The organism is Herbaspirillum sp. C9C3 (assembly GCF_013359625.1).
Lineage (GTDB): Bacteria > Pseudomonadota > Gammaproteobacteria > Burkholderiales > Burkholderiaceae_D > Herbaspirillum.
Genome location: NZ_JABFMQ010000004.1, coordinates 69,019 through 83,653, shown reverse-complemented (window position 1 = coordinate 83,653; position 14,635 = coordinate 69,019). Strand labels below are relative to the sequence as shown.

Genomic DNA, 14,635 nt, shown 5'->3' with positions numbered 1-14,635 from the left:
CTGGAATGTTCCGCATGAAGCAAATGAATATCGGCGCAGTGGACTTGAACCTGCTCAAGACCTTCATCGTCATCTGGGAGCTGCGCAGCCTCACCGCCGCCGCTGATCGCCTGCACCTGACCCAGCCGGCCGTAAGTCACGCGTTGCGGCGCCTGCGCGAGATGTTCGATGATCCGCTCTTCGTGCGCAGTACCACCGCCATGGTGCCCACCGAAACCGCGATCCGCCTGCACGAGCCGATCTCGCGCGCGCTCGGCATCCTCCATGAAGCCCTGCACAGCCACGCCAGTTTCGACCCGGCCACGGCCACGCGCACCTTTCATCTGGTGATGTCGGACATGTCCTGCAGCCATGTGCTGCCGATGCTGATGGAAGAACTGGCGCACGCCGCACCGCACGTCTCCATTGAAGTGCAGCAGATGGCCATGGAAAACCTCGGTGCGGCCATGCGCAATGGCGACATCGATCTGGCCTTCGGCTACCTGCCGGGGCTGCCCGAGGATTGCCAGAGCCAGCTGGTGCTCTACGACGATTACGTCTGCATGCTGCGCAGGACCCATGCCCTGGCAGGGCAGCCGCTGACCATGGAGAACCTGCTGCAACTGCGCTACGTCTACGCCAGCACCAATACCACCGGCCACCAGCTGGCCGAGGACGTGCTGCGCAATGCGGGCGTGAAGCGCGATTTCGCGCTGCGCATGCCGCATTTCACGGTGGCGCCGCAGATCGTGCGCAATACCGACCTGGCCCTGTTCCTGCCGCGCAGCATCGCCGAGCGCCACAACCTCGATGAGGCGTGTGTGCTGCTGGACTTGCCGCTGGACATGCCGCGCATCCCGGTGAGCCTCTACACTCATACACGGTTCTCGGCGGACTCGGGCATACAGTGGCTGCGCAGCCTGTTGATCGAGATGTTCGGACGCGAGGCGGAGGTTGCCTGATGCTGAGTGCCGGGGCCTTTACCCGCGATTGAGCCCTAGCAACTGCGCTGCAGGAAATCCATCACCGCTTGTGCAAAGAGTTCCGGCATCTGGTCCGGCATGGGCACCATGCCTTCCTCCAGCGTCAGCAGCTGGCTGCCTGCGATGGCCTGGGCGATGCGTTCGCTGTAGGGCGCCGCATGCGGATCGCGTCCCGCCCGCAACACCAGCGTGGGTGCGCGTACCAGGCCGATGCGATCTTCCATGTGATAGTTGCGGACCACGATATGGCCATGCGAGGCCATGGTCCCGGCCTTGAGGGCGTCGACCATGAAGCGCGTCAGCAGGTCGGTATCGCCTTCCGGATAGAAGGGCTGGCGGCGCTGCCACAGCTCCTGCAGGTGCGTGCCATCCGGTCGGACCTCCACATCGTCCACGGTGCGTTTGCCCGCGTGGGCGCTGCGCCGCGCGGCATCGTTATACGGGCAGGATGACAGCACCAGCGCCGCTACCCGCTCAGGAGCCGACGCCGCGATTTCCATGGCCGTGACGGCGCCGGTATGGTGGCCAACCACGGCCGCTTGGCCGATCCCCAGCTGGTCCATCACTTCCAAGGCGAGGCTGGCCCAGCGCTCGATGCTGTGCTCAGCCGGCGGCGGCTTGCACGAGTCGCCAAAGCCAAGCGTGTCGATGGCGATGGGCCGGTAGCGCCGCGCCAGCAGCGGCAGCACGTCGCGGAATTCGTCCCAGGAACGCGGGGTTTGGTGCAGCAGCAGCACCGGCAATCCTTCGCCCATGCTGGCTACGTGCAGCGGGCCAGCGCTGGTGGGGATGAACTGGCGTACGAGGGCGGGAAGGGCAGGGGACATGAGAATGGCTCTCCGACACGGTGAAGAGGCAGCAGCCTCTTCCCGGTCATATCATCAACAACGAACAGCAGCGTGCAATACAAAATGATATAAATGAGTTGTATCGTTTTTAGATTTCAGCACTTCGTTACTTCATCAGCACCGAATAGGTCGGCACATTGTTGGCCCAGCCGGAAGCCAGCGGTGCCACGAACACATTCTCGGTACGGGTGCGCGCGATCTTCCACACTCCGTCGACTTTCTTGAACAGGTTGTTGAGCCGGCTGGAACGCAGCAACGACGAGCCGTCGGCGAAGATCCACGGCTGGCAGTGCACCCACTGGCCATCGGCGTGCGTGCAGTCGGCATGGACGTGGATCTGTTCCGAGGTCAGGTAGTGCACGTTCAACAGCAGTTCCGGATCCTTTTTCTGCCCCCAGAATGCCTGGAAGTGCTTGCGGATCGCGTCCTTGCCGACGGCCTGGCCGAACTGGCCCTCGTAGTAGGAGCCCACGCCTTCCCAGATGGCATCTTCGGCATAGAGGTCGAGGATCTTCTCGATGCGTTCGGCGTCGTCGGCGACCGGTTCGGGGCAGGGCGTGTCGCACAGGAACATGTAGCGCGCCTGAATGCGGCGGATGTCGGCCTCGGCGTCGAGGATGTCGAGGCGGCGCTTGAGTTGCTGGATTTCCTGGGTGAAGTCGGTCATGGTGTCTTCTCGCTTGTCATCTTGTGTGAAAGGGAAAAAGCCAATCGTGCGTACATGCACGATTGGCGGCGGCGACCAGTGCGTCGCCGCGCAGGGCTTACAGGTAGCGCGCCAGCAGCTTGCGGGTGGCGATGCGCAGCACGCGGTCGAACAGGTAGCCCAGCAGGCCCAGGGTGATGATGCCCACGAATACCCATTCGGTACGGCTGAAGTTGCGCGCCGTCCAGATCAGAGCGCCCAGTCCTTCACGCGCCGACACGATCTCGGCCGACACCACGGTCAGGAAGGAATTGCCCATCGCGATGCGGGCGCCGGTGACCATGAAGGGAACGGTCGAGGGCAGGATCACGGTGGTGAGGATCTTCCATTGTCCCGCCCCCAACGAAGCCGCCGCACGCAGGCGCAGCGGGTTCACCGCCTGCACACCGGCGATGGTGTTGAGCGTGACGATGAAGACGGTGGTGTAGAAAATCAGCGCGATCTTGGAAAGCTCGCCCGGGCCCAGCCAGATCACCGCCAGGGTGACGAAGGCAATCGGCGGAATGAAGCGGAAGAACTCGATATAGGGATCGAGCAGCTGCCGCACCAGATCGAAGCGGCCCATGAAGATGCCCAGCGGCACCCCGATGGCGACCCCGGCACCCCAGCCGGCCAGGATGCGTCCGGAAGAGGCCAGCACGGATTGCTGCAGGGTACCGTCACCGATGAGTTCCAGTGCGGCGGCCCAGGTCATCGGGACCGAGGGCAGGAACAGTGGCGAGGTGGTCATCGAGACCAGTTGCCACAGCACCAGGCCACCGACGATGGCGATGACGGAAATGAGGAAAGGACGGACCGATTTCATGCGGCGCCCCAGGCTGGATGGCATGGCCGAGGCGGGCGCGCTCGGGGTGGCTGTCTGTGTGAGCTGCGTCATTGCAGGGATTCCTCTTCAATCAAACCTTGGGCGCGCAGCACGCGCGTGACTTCGGCGCCGATGTCGTCGCGGATGCGGGCATACAGCGCCATGCAGGCGGGGTCGGCCGGATCGCGTGGATGCGGCAGGTCGACCTCTTCGATGGTCTTGATGTGGGCACGCGGACCGGCCGTCATCGTCACCACGCGGTCGGCCAGGAGGATGGCTTCCCAGATGTCGTGGGTGACGAAGACGATGGTGCAGCCGGTGCTTTTCCAGATGCGATCCAGCTCGCTTTGCAGCACTTCGCGGGTCTGCGCGTCGAGGGCACCGAAGGGCTCGTCCATCAACACCACCGATGGTTCATTGACCAGCACCCGGGCAATCTGCGCACGCTGGCGCATGCCGCCCGAGAGCTCGGCGGGAAACTTGTCGATGGCGTGCTTCAGGCCCACCAGCGAGACGTAGCGCTCGGCCGCCGAGCGGCGTTCGGGCCCGGCAATACCGCGCAGCTTGAGGCCATACTCGACGTTCTCGCGCACCGACAACCAGGGGAAGAGCGCCTCCGAGGATTGGAACACCACGCCACGATCCAGTCCCGGACCGCTGACGCGCTTGCCCGCCACGGTGATCTCTCCTGCCACCTCCTGGAAGCCCGCAATCGCATTGAGGAGCGTGGACTTGCCGCAGCCCGAGGGCCCCAGCAGGCAGATGAATTCGCCGGCGCGGATATCGAGGTCGATGCCCGCCATGATCTCGTTCTTGCCGATGGCAAGTCCCACACGCTTGATGGAAACTGCAGATCCGTGTCCCATGGCTTACCCCTTGTAGAAGCCGCGCTGCAAGATCTTGCTCATGTCCACCGGCGCCTTGATGGCCTGTTTGGACAGCAGGAAGTCGCCGATGGCATTGGCGGTCTTGACGTCGGTCTCGGTGAAGTCGCGCACGATGGGTTCCATGTCCTTGAGCGAATTCAAGGTCTGCGGCACCGGGATGCGGGTGATGGCCTGCACCGACTGCGCCGCGCGCGGCGGGTCCTTGCGGGTGATCTCGGAGGCTTCGGCCAGAGCTTTGAGGATGTTGCCGGCCACTGCCTTGTTGGCGGCCAGCCAGGGCGCGGTGGCCGAGAGCCACAGGGTGCTGGTGTAGCCGACGTCCCCCGAGGTCATCAGGATGTGGCCGCCTTGCTGCACGCCCAGCGTAGGCCAGGGTTCCCAGACGAAGTAGGCATCGATGTCGCCGCGCGCCAGCAGGGCGGGCAGTTCCGGCGGACCGGAGCGCACCATCTCGACCTTGGTGGCATCGATGTTGAGGGTCTTCAAGGTCAGGCCGGTGACGTACTCCGAGACCGAGCCGGCAACGATGCCGAATTTCCTGATCTTGTCGGCCGAGGCGATGGCTTTGCGCGCCACCAGCTTGACGTAGGTTTTCGACTGGTAGGTAACGGCCAGCGGGCGCAGTTCCGCGCGTGACAGGCGCACGATGTGCGTGGGCTCGCCGGCGCAGCCCATCTGTACCTGGTTGGCCACCAGCGCATTGAGCGCTTCGCCGCCATCGGTGTAGGACTGCACGGTGACGTTGGGCGCTCCATGCTTGGCAAAGAGCTTTTCGTTGGCGGCCACGAAGAAGGCCGTGAAGACGGGATCGGCACCGACGCCGATGACGACGGGGGCATCCTGGGCCAGGGCTGGCAGGGCAGGTGCAGCGCCTGCGGCGAGCATGGAGGCGGCGCCGAGCAGCAGCTTGCGGCGGTGTGGCGAGATGGTGGAGTGGGTCACGGGCTGGGTCCTCTTTGTAAAGTTGGTGAAGCGCCAGTGGAGTTGGCAGGCACGGCAGTAACAAAGGCAAATCGCAAGGAGTGCTTGCGCGTGCAGCGTCGGTGACGATGCAGGCAAGGCGTCAGCGGGGAAGGCGACTCAGCGCCTGATCCCCAGCTTTGCAAAAAGCGCACCAGCGCTTTCGTAATTCAGTTCCGACAGCGCGGCGTGCTGCGTAACCACCATCGCATCGCGCACGATGCGCTGCAGGCGGTGCGTGCGCTGGATGGCGGCCATCCCGGCGGCCTGGTAGGCGTCGTTGACGACGTCCATCGAGACGCGTGCCGCGTAGGTGGCCGAGAGTTTGAGCATCATGTCGATCTCCTCGGTGACGGGGTTGCCGGCCACGATCTGTTCCCATGCCTGTTCGCAGGCATCGTAGAAGAACATGCGGGCGCTGCGCCATTTGGCTTCGGACAGGCCGAGCTTGATCTTGTAGTAGGCACGATCGGCCAGTCGCAGTGCACCCGGCATGATCTTGGCGCCAGCGGCCATGTCGGTGACGATATCCAGGGCGGCGCGTGCCAGGCCGATGTTGACGGCGGCATGCACTTCAGCCTGGTAGGCCAGTGCGGGATAGCGATACAGCGGCTCGTCGATGAGTCCGGCGGCACCGCGTGCGCAGGTCCATTCGTGGGCGATGAACTTGTCTTTCAGACGCGTATCGTGGCTGCCCGTGCCCTGCATGCCGACCACGTTCCAGTTGTCGATGATCTCGATTTCCGCGGCCGGCATCACGGCCATGAGGGCGGGTTTGGGTGCGTCATCATCTGCGCTGCTGCTGTCCTTGATGCCCACGCCGATCCAGTCCGCGCCCTTGCAACCGCTGGCGAAGTGCCAGCGTCCGGAGATTTCCCAGCCACCGGGGACGGCCTTGGCTTCCTGCAGCGGATAGAGTCCACCGGCGTAGACCTGGTCGGGACCGCTTGCGTAGATCTTGCGTTGCGTCTCGACGGGCAGTGCGGCGAGATAGGTATTGGCCGAACCGAAGGCGGCGACCCAGCCGGCCGATCCATCGGCCTTGGAGATGCGTTCGACCATCGCCAGGAAGGCCGCGGGAGCCAGTGCTTCGCCGCCGAACTTGCGGGGTGTGCCGCTGCGGAAGATACCGGCTTTCTTCATCGTGGCCACCAGATCGCGGGGGACGTGGCCAAGCTGGTCGAACTCGTCGCGGCGAGCGATCACTTCCGCGATGAGCGCATCCATTTCGGGAGAGTCCGCATGCGGGGAGACGGCGGTGACGACTTTTTTCTGGACGGGATAAACATCGAGCGTGATCGAATTCATGGCACACCACTTTGGTTGAAAGAAGGTAGCTGAGTGTCGTCCGGGGTCAAAGCAGGGTCAAATTCTATTTAGGAATTGGCCGGATGAATATTAGTAATAATGATTAGGCCGCTCCGTGATTGCGCGCAGACTTGTGCGTGGTGCACCTGCATGATGCGTGAAAGTCGCGCGGGAAGCGGGTTTGGCGCGGATATGCACCAAACGCGAGAGGGACGTTACCCAGTGAGGAGGAGTATTTGCAGTATGGATGCGGCTTATCGGTGGTACCGATTTGCCATGGATCGCAAGGGCTCACTACCATGAAGGCCGAGATTGAAAGGAACACTGTTCAGTTTCGTCATAGGCTCCTTCTGGCCTTCATTTCGGGCGGACTTCTTTTGAAGTCCGCCATTTTTCTTTTCTGCTTTCCAGTGAAAAAAATCGGCCCTCGATGGGGCCGATTTTTATTGATGAAGCTACTGCTGGATCAGTAACGATACCCCAACGTCAGCAAAATGGTCCGGTCATCCCCCAGAGCCACCGCCTTGGCCAGACCGCCCGCAAAGTAATGCGTGTTGAAGATGTTCTTCACGTTCAGTGCAGCGCGCCAGCGCTCGGCGTTGTAGGCCACACCGGTATCGGCCAGCACGTAGCCGGGCAGGGTATAGCCATTGGTGCGCATCATGCTCTGCCCATGCACGCCACCATTCCACTCCCAACCGGCCAGTTGGCCCTTGAAGCGATAGCGCGCGCTGGTGGTGAAGTTGTGGCGCGGCACGTTGTCCAGCCACTGGCCCACGGTAGTGGTACGCTGGCCGCCGTCGTCGGTCACGATGGCCGCCGTGTAGGAGTAGCCCGCGTTGAGACTGAGGCCATTGCGCAAGTCGGAGGTCACGCTGATCTCGCCACCTTGCGAACGTTGCTCACCCACTGCAACGCTGAAGCCGGTGTTGTTGGGATCGCTCACCAGCACGTTGCGGCGGCGCAGGTCGAACACGGCCACGTTGAGGCTGGTACGGCCTTCGTCGAGGTCGAATTTCACGCCGGCTTCCCATTGCTTGCCGGTCTCTGGTTTGAAGGTGCCGCCACTCACATCGGTGCCGCTGTTCGGATAGAACGAGGTCGCATAACTGATGTATGGACGTACCCCGCGAAGCAATTCATACATCAATGCTGCCGAGCCCGTCGTGGCGCTGGCCGGATTGTCGGTATGCACGCCGGTACGCAGATTGGTCGAGTAGGTCGAGGCATTGTCGTAGCGCAAGCCCGTCAGCAATTGCCAGCGTTCGCCGAAGCTGATCTTGTCGCGCGCATACAAGCCGGTATCGCGAATGCTGGTCGAAGTATAGGTTGTGGGCGTGGTGGGGCAATTCAAACGTGCGCCATACACGGGGTTGTAGACGTTGAGCGCGGCTACCGTACAGGTATAGGAGCGCGTATCTTCGCGCGAGTTGAGATAGTCGGTGCCCAGCGTGATCTCGTGCTTGCCGAAGGCCGTCCTGAAGCTGCGCTGGACATTGGTGTCGATGCTGAAGGTCTGTCCGTCATAGGTCTGATCCGTACCAGTGCGGGTGAGGCTGCTGCCGGTGCGGGAGAGGGCATTGTTGGCCACCAGTTGTCCACTCATCCCGAACTGCTGGTAGCGCACATTGTTGTTGAGCGTCCAGCCATCATCGAAGCGGTGCGTCAGCGCGTAGCCGATGCGGGTCTCGTTGGCGGCATACGGGCGCGCGCCCGGTTCGCCGATGAAGAGGCTGCGCGGTAGCGCACCGTTGACGTTGCTGTTGATCGAGCCCGATAGCGGCAGACCCTGCTGGCGCACGTAGTTGCGTTCCTGGTAGCTGGTCAGAATGGTGAAGTCGGTGCGCGCACCGAGGTCCAGCGACAGCGAGGGCGCGATGTAGCGGTTCTTGAACCAGACATTGTCGGTGGCGTCGTCCGAATTGGAAATGAGGCCATTGATGCGGAAGGCCTGCTTGCCGTTTTCGGACAGGGATTTGTTCATGTCCACGGTGGTCTGGTAGAAGTCGTGGCTGCCCACGGTCACGTCGACGTTGGCAAAGTCGGTTCCCTGCGGGCGCTTGCTCACCATGTTGACCAGGCCACCCGGCAGGACCAGTCCATACAAGAGCGAGCCTGGTCCCTTGAGTACTTCCACCTGCTGCAGGCCGAACAACTGCTCGGCCACGCGCGAGCTGGCCGTCGTGCGCAGGCCATCCAGATACAGCGAATCCGAGGCGACCTGGCCGCGGATGATCAGGTCATCCCAGCCGCGCCGTCCGTATTGCTGCGCGACCACTCCAGGCACGTTCTCCAGCGCATCGGCCAGAGAAACGGCTTGCTGGCTGTCCAGCATGGAGCGCGTCACCACCGAGACCGATTGCGGCGTCTGCGACAGCGGGGTATCGGATTTGTTGACCTGGCTTTGGGTGGCCTTGAACCTGGTGTCGTTGACGCCATCGGCAACCACATCGACGGTGGGCAACTGGGTCGTGGCCGTGCTGTTGTCCGTGCTGCTGGCAGTCTGCGCCAGGACGGTGGAAGCGGGCAATACGGAGAAGGCGAGCAGAACGGCGAGAGCGCCGGGAGTGAGCGAGGGCATGAATCAGATAATAATGAGAATAATTACTATTCATGATATCGCATTCTTGTGCCTGGCAACAAATTTTTACTGATCGTTTGCATCTTGTCGCCTGGCGCTGGTGCATTGAGTTTGGCGCGTTGCATCAATCAGGAACCAGGTGTCAGACCTTGAACGGCGGGAATGAAGCAGTCGTCCGAAAGTGCCCGTCTCATGTGCCGATCCATTCATATTGCCGTGCGAGAACGTGAGCGCGCCATTCATGGCATCTGTTCAAATTTTTCATCTGAAATAAGTTTGACCCGCCCGGGTCCCGCTGCTATCTTGGAACCGGTTCCAAAAGATTCATATAAATGATCAGCCCGGAACCTTCAGGCAAATCACTCGACGCAGTTCAACGATTTGGCGGGCAATAGTGAGACAACACACCAAGACCGGCACTGACCGGGTCACCATTGCGCAGGTTGCGCGGGAGGCCGGGGTGTCCAAGACCAGCGTATCGCGGTACCTGGGCGGCGAGTTCGACGCGCTCTCGGCTCCGCTGCGCGATCAGATCGGCAAGACCATCGCGCGCCTGGGCTATCAGCCCAGCCAGATGGCGCGCGGTCTCAAGGGTGGCCGTACGCGGCTCATCGGCATGCTGGTGGCTGACATTCTCAATCCCTATTCGGTGGCCGTACTGCATGGTGCGGAAGCGGCCTGCCAGAAGCATGGCTATACGCTCATGCTGTGCAACACCGGCAATGACGAGGCGCGCGAGAAGCAGTCGCTGGCGGCTCTGCATTCCTACAGCGTTGAAGGGCTTCTGTTCAATACCCAGGGCCGCAACGTGACGCCACTGCGCGAGCTGGGACAGGCGGCCTTTCCGGTGGTTCTGCTGGATCGCCATGTGGAGGGCTGCGATTTCGACCTGGTGGGACTCGACAACGTCAAGGCCGCGCAACTGGCCACACGGCATCTGCTGGCGCAAGGCTATACCGATATCGCGCTGGTGGTGCAGCCGCTGCTGGGCGTGAGTTCGCGACAAGGGCGACAGGCCGGTTTCTTGCAGGCGATGGCGCAGCGTCCCGATTGCTACGGCCAGACGCTGGAAGTGGACGTGGATCAGCCCGGCCATGTGGCCACGATGCTGCGTGAATTCTTCCTGCGCCGGGCGGCAGCCGGTGGCGGGCGGCTGGCCCTGCTGGCCGGCAACGGCATGGTGTCGCTGCAGATCGCGCTGGCCTTGCAGAGCATGACGCTGCGCTTTCCGGATGACGTGGGCTTGCTGTGCTTCGATGAGCTGGCCTGGTCGCCGCTGGTGGGTAGCGGCATCAGCACCATCGAGCAACCGACCTACGACATCGGTTTTACCGCCATCGAACGCCTGCTGGTGCGCATCCACGGCGAACGTTCGGTGCGCATGGAAATGCTGCTGGACCCCCGCCTCATCTGTCGCGGCTCGACCGCCAGCGTGGAGGGGCATCCGCAACGCGCGTTGGCACGCAGCATCGCCGCCAAGATCAGTCCGGCGCCGGTCGCTGCCATGCGCTGTAACTGAGCCGGTCGCTGGAACCGGTACCAAAGGGCAGGGCAACGAAGGCCGGAGTTCGCCTTACTGGTAAGACCTTGCAACAGGACGGAAGAGCAGCAAGGCCAGAGCAGCTCGCAATCGCATCACGCAATCGCATCACGCAATCGCATTCCGGCCCTCGGGCCGTATCACAGACCTGCACGCGGGAAGCAAAGCAGGCAGCAACAAAGAGGGGCACCAGAATCCACGCAGCCACCTGCGATAGCGGGCGGCGGGATTGGGCGCCTGTCGCACTCAACGGACTGCCGTCCACACGGCATTGATTGATCAGGAGACCAGGATGAGCATCAAGAAAATTTTCAACGCAAAATTCGTCGCACTGACGCTGGCTGCCGCCTGCGCAGTGGCGGCCACCGCCAGTGCCAGCGCGCAGAGCATCGCCGAGCTGACCAAGAAGGGCAAGATCACCATCGGTGTGGTCAGCGGCACGCCACCCTTTGGTTCGGTTGACGCCAAGGGTACGCCCATCGGCTATGACGTCGATGTGGCCAATCTGATCGGCAAGTATCTCGGCCTGCCGGTGGAGATTGTGCCGCTGGTGCCGCCGGCGCGCATCCCGGCGCTGGAGTCGGGCAAGGTCGACATGCTGGCCGCCACGCTGGCACCCACACCCGAGCGTGCCAAGTCGGTGCTGTTCACGATTCCCTACAGCGGCTTCGAGCTCTCCATCGTCGGCCCGGTCGGCACCAGCTACAAGAAGCTGGATGACCTGGTGAAGAAGAAAGTGGGCGTCTCGCGCGGTTCCACCAACGACACCGCGCTGACCCGCCTGGCGCCTCCGGGCACGGTGCTGGTGCGCTTCGAGGATGACTCCACGGTGACTCAGGCACTGCTGTCGAACCAGGTCGATGCCATCTCGATTCCCAACACCATGGCCAATGAGATCGTCAAGAGCCGCGGCCAGGGCAAGATCGAAGTCAAGTTCCCGTACTCGGTGCAACCCAATTCGATGACCGTGCGCAAGGGTTCCTACGAGCTGCAGCAGTGGCTCAACAACTTCATCTACTACGTCAAGCTCAACGGCGAACTGGATGCGATCTCGCGCAAGTGGGCCGGTCCGCTGCCCAACCTGCCAGTGTTCTGATTCCGACATACGGAACCTGTCTTGCAGAAGCGACTGCGCAGGCATGACCTGCGCAGCCTGAAAAGAACAGATCACGCGCCGCTCAGGGGATGAACGGGCGGCGCGGATTTGTCGGAGGAGCACACGATGCAATACGATTTTCAGTTTGCGTTCATCTTCCAGCATCTGGATCAGTTGCTGGTCGGCGCACTGCTCACCATACGGCTGAGCGCGCTGTCGATGATCTGCGGTTTGGCCGTCGGCATTTTCGGCGCCATCATTTCCATCCACGGCAGCAGGCCGGCGCGCCTGGTGGTCACCTCCTATGTCGAGCTGATCCGCAGTACGCCTTTCCTGGTGCAGTTGTTCATCATCTTTTTCGGCCTGCCGTCGATCGGCGTGCAGGTCAATGCCAACATTGCCGCGCTGGTGGCGATGACGGTCAATCTCGGCGCCTATTCCACCGAGATCGTGCGAGCCGGCATGATGGCCATCCACCCCTCGCAGATCGAAGCGGCACAGGCACTGGCCTTGACGCGCTGGCAGGTGATCTGGCATGTGGTCCTCACGCCTGCGCTGGAAAAAGTCTATCCGGCCCTGGCCAGCCAGTTCACGCTGATGATGCTGGCTTCCAGCATCGTCTCGGCGATCTCGGCTGAAGAGCTCACTGCCACGGCCAACCTGCTTGATGCCGAGACCTTCCGCAGCTTCGAGATCTACCTGGTGGTGATGGTGCTCTACATCCTGCTGGCCCTGCTGTTCCGCCTGGCCTTCTGGCTGATCGGTCTGGTGGTCTTCAAACGCCGTCGCCGCCTGGGCGTGGCCCGTCCGAGGAGAATGTGATGCTTGCTGATTTTTCTTGGGACAATTTCCTGTTCCTGCTGGAAGCGGCGCGCTGGACGCTGCTCCTGTCGGCCCTGGCTTTCGTCGGCGGCGGCATCGCCGGCTTCCTGGTGGCCCTGATGCGGACCTCGCATCTTGCCCCGCTGCGGCTGCTCTCGGCAGTGTATATACAGATCATCCAGGGCACGCCGGTGCTGATCCTGCTGTTCCTGTCCTTCTACGGACTGGCGATCTTCGGCTACAAGCTCCCGCCCATGGTGGCCGCCACCATCGCCATGACGATCTATTCCAGCGCCTATCTCGGCGAAATCTGGCGCGGTTGTATCGAAGCCGTGCCGGTGCCGCAGTGGGAAGCCTCGACCGCCCTGGCCATGACGCGCTGGCAGCAGTTGCGCTACGTGATCCTGCCGCAGGCGGTGCGCATTTCGCTGCCGCCGACCGTGGGCTTCCTGGTGCAGATCGTCAAGAACACTTCGATTGCCTCCATCATCGGCCTGGTGGAACTGGCGCAGGCCGGCAAGCTGGTCAGCAATGCGACCTTCCAGCCCTTCCTGGTCTTCCCCATCGTGGCCGGTATTTACTTCGTTTTCTGCTATCCGCTGTCGCGCTTCGCCTTTATCCTGGAAAGGAAATACCATGCCCATCGTTGAGATTGACAACATCACCAAGCGCTTCGGCAGCAACCAGGTCTTGAACGGCATTTCACTGTCGGTCGAGCGCGGCCAGGTGGTGGCCGTCATCGGGCGCTCCGGGTCCGGCAAGAGCACCATGCTCCGCTGCATCAACGGCCTGGAAACCATCGATGGCGGCAGCATCACCGTGGCCGGTCACAAGCTGACCCACAAGCACGAACACCTGATCGAATTGCGCAAGGATGTGGGCATGGTGTTCCAGCATTACAATCTCTTTCCGCACCTGACCGTGGAGGAGAACATCATGCTGTCACCCCGCATCGTCAAGAAGACCGCCACCGAGACTGCCCGCGAGACCGCCATGAAGGTCTTGAAGCAGGTCGGCCTGGACCACAAGCGCGACGCCTATCCCGAGCAGCTCTCCGGTGGCCAGCAGCAACGCGTGGCGATTGCCCGCTCGCTGGCCATGGAGCCGCAGGTGATGCTGTTCGATGAAGTGACCTCGGCGCTGGACCCGGAGCTGACCGCCGAAGTGCTGAAGGTCATGGAAGAGCTGGCGCGCGGCGGCATGACCATGCTGCTGGTGACGCACGAGATGGAGTTTGCGCGTCGGGTGGCGGATCTGACAGTTTTCATGCACCAGGGCAAGGTGTGGGAAGCACGTCCTTCGGAGGAGTTTTTCGCCGATCCGCAGACACCGGAAGCCAAGCAGTTCATCGGCGCAGGGTCGATCAAATGAGCCCGGTCCTGGTCGCCGCCTCGGCCTATGGGGCCGATCTGGTGCGGCGGGTTGGTCATGCTGACCTCATCCCCATGGTGGCGGCGGCCGGGGCCGCAGGCCTTGAAATTCGGCGCGAGCTGTTCGATGGGCCGCAGGACCTGCCTGCCTTGCGCGCACTGCTGGAGCAGCACAAGCTGTTTTCGGTGTATTCCGCACCGTTTGAGTTGTTTGGTACCGAGGGACGTTTCGACCGTGAGCAGATCAGTCTGGCGATGAGCGAGGCCGAAGAGATCGGGGCGCGTTTCCTGAAGGTATCACTCGGACATTTTTCGGCGGGCAGCGATCTGCAATCGCTGCTGCGTTTTCTCTCGCAGGCCCCCATCGAAGTCTTGCTGGAAAACGACCAGACTCCGCAAGGGGGGAGGCTGGAGCCCATCGTCAGTTTTCTGGCGCTCTGTACCGGCAATGGCTATGCCTTCGGCATGACCTTTGACATGGGCAACTGGCACTGGCAGGGCGTCGACCCCGAGACTGCCGCGCGCTCTCTGGCGCCGCACGTGCGCTACGTACATTGCAAGGGCGTGCAGGAGGACCAGGGCAAGCTCAAGGCGGTGCCCTTGCAGGCACAGGACCATCACTGGCCGGCCATGCTGGGGCATTTCCCTGCGGGCATCTTGCGCGCCATCGAATTCCCGTTGGTGGGCACCGATCTGGAAGAAACGACGCGCCGGCACGTGGCGATGCTGGCGGCGGTCTGAGGACAAGCA

14 protein-coding genes are annotated in these 14,635 nt (G+C 62.4%); 7 read left to right on the top strand and 7 right to left on the bottom strand.

The genetic code is table 11. From position 1 onward, the window contains the following. The first annotated feature begins 14 nt into the window (after nucleotides 1-14). Entirely contained in the window at nucleotides 15-941 is a 927-nt protein-coding gene (locus tag HNO82_RS05795) for a LysR family transcriptional regulator (RefSeq protein WP_034350080.1), read from the top strand. Nucleotides 942-976: 35 nt separating this feature from the next. On the opposite strand, the gene HNO82_RS05790 is transcribed toward HNO82_RS05795, so the two are convergent. The 7 genes from HNO82_RS05790 to HNO82_RS05760 all read right to left on the bottom strand — a co-directional run bounded on the left by HNO82_RS05790 (nucleotide 977) and on the right by HNO82_RS05760 (nucleotide 9,057). After that, nucleotides 977-1,789: an alpha/beta fold hydrolase gene (locus tag HNO82_RS05790; RefSeq protein ID WP_175343046.1), complete on the bottom strand. Its 813-nt coding sequence runs from the start codon at nucleotides 1,787-1,789 to the stop codon at nucleotides 977-979. A gap of 127 nt (nucleotides 1,790-1,916) precedes the next feature. Continuing rightward, nucleotides 1,917-2,477 (bottom strand): nuclear transport factor 2 family protein, encoded by a 561-nt coding sequence (locus HNO82_RS05785; protein WP_175343045.1) that lies wholly within the window; start codon nucleotides 2,475-2,477, stop codon nucleotides 1,917-1,919. Between the two features lie 97 nt (nucleotides 2,478-2,574). Then, entirely contained in the window at nucleotides 2,575-3,393 is an 819-nt protein-coding gene (locus HNO82_RS05780; RefSeq protein ID WP_008327157.1) for an ABC transporter permease, read from the bottom strand. Continuing rightward, nucleotides 3,390-4,187: an ABC transporter ATP-binding protein gene (locus HNO82_RS05775; RefSeq protein ID WP_008327158.1), complete on the bottom strand. Its 798-nt coding sequence runs from the start codon at nucleotides 4,185-4,187 to the stop codon at nucleotides 3,390-3,392. The genes HNO82_RS05780 and HNO82_RS05775 overlap by 4 nt, the downstream gene beginning before the upstream one ends. Nucleotides 4,188-4,190: 3 nt before the next feature. Continuing rightward, a complete protein-coding gene (locus HNO82_RS05770) occupies nucleotides 4,191-5,150 on the bottom strand; it encodes an ABC transporter substrate-binding protein (protein WP_175343044.1) in 960 nt (319 codons plus the stop codon). 138 nt (nucleotides 5,151-5,288) lie between these two features. Beyond that, on the bottom strand, nucleotides 5,289-6,476 hold the full coding sequence (locus tag HNO82_RS05765; RefSeq protein ID WP_008327160.1) for an acyl-CoA dehydrogenase family protein: 1,188 nt from the start codon (nucleotides 6,474-6,476) through the stop codon (nucleotides 5,289-5,291). A 466-nt stretch (nucleotides 6,477-6,942) separates the two neighbouring features. Next, nucleotides 6,943-9,057 carry a TonB-dependent siderophore receptor gene (locus tag HNO82_RS05760; protein WP_175343043.1) on the bottom strand — a complete coding sequence of 705 codons (2,115 nt, stop codon included), beginning with the start codon at nucleotides 9,055-9,057 and terminating at the stop codon, nucleotides 6,943-6,945. A 394-nt stretch (nucleotides 9,058-9,451) separates the two neighbouring features. Between HNO82_RS05760 and HNO82_RS05755 the strand changes: the two genes are divergently transcribed. The 6 genes from HNO82_RS05755 (at nucleotide 9,452) to HNO82_RS05730 (ending at nucleotide 14,626) form a co-directional block, all read left to right on the top strand. After that, nucleotides 9,452-10,576, top strand: coding sequence for a LacI family DNA-binding transcriptional regulator (locus HNO82_RS05755; RefSeq protein WP_175343042.1), 1,125 nt, complete (start codon nucleotides 9,452-9,454; stop codon nucleotides 10,574-10,576). Between the two features lie 313 nt (nucleotides 10,577-10,889). Next, nucleotides 10,890-11,693 carry a transporter substrate-binding domain-containing protein gene (locus tag HNO82_RS05750; protein ID WP_008327168.1) on the top strand — a complete coding sequence of 268 codons (804 nt, stop codon included), beginning with the start codon at nucleotides 10,890-10,892 and terminating at the stop codon, nucleotides 11,691-11,693. A gap of 126 nt (nucleotides 11,694-11,819) precedes the next feature. Further along, a complete protein-coding gene (locus tag HNO82_RS05745; RefSeq protein WP_175343041.1) occupies nucleotides 11,820-12,515 on the top strand; it encodes an amino acid ABC transporter permease in 696 nt (231 codons plus the stop codon). Beyond that, nucleotides 12,515-13,165: an amino acid ABC transporter permease gene (locus HNO82_RS05740; RefSeq protein ID WP_008327181.1), complete on the top strand. Its 651-nt coding sequence runs from the start codon at nucleotides 12,515-12,517 to the stop codon at nucleotides 13,163-13,165. The genes HNO82_RS05745 and HNO82_RS05740 overlap by 1 nt, the downstream gene beginning before the upstream one ends. Beyond that, nucleotides 13,152-13,886: an amino acid ABC transporter ATP-binding protein gene (locus HNO82_RS05735; protein ID WP_008327183.1), complete on the top strand. Its 735-nt coding sequence runs from the start codon at nucleotides 13,152-13,154 to the stop codon at nucleotides 13,884-13,886. The genes HNO82_RS05740 and HNO82_RS05735 overlap by 14 nt, the downstream gene beginning before the upstream one ends. Next, nucleotides 13,883-14,626, top strand: a complete 744-nt coding sequence (locus tag HNO82_RS05730) for a sugar phosphate isomerase/epimerase family protein (protein WP_175343040.1) — start codon at nucleotides 13,883-13,885, stop codon at nucleotides 14,624-14,626. The genes HNO82_RS05735 and HNO82_RS05730 overlap by 4 nt, the downstream gene beginning before the upstream one ends. Nucleotides 14,627-14,635: the final 9 nt, after the last annotated feature.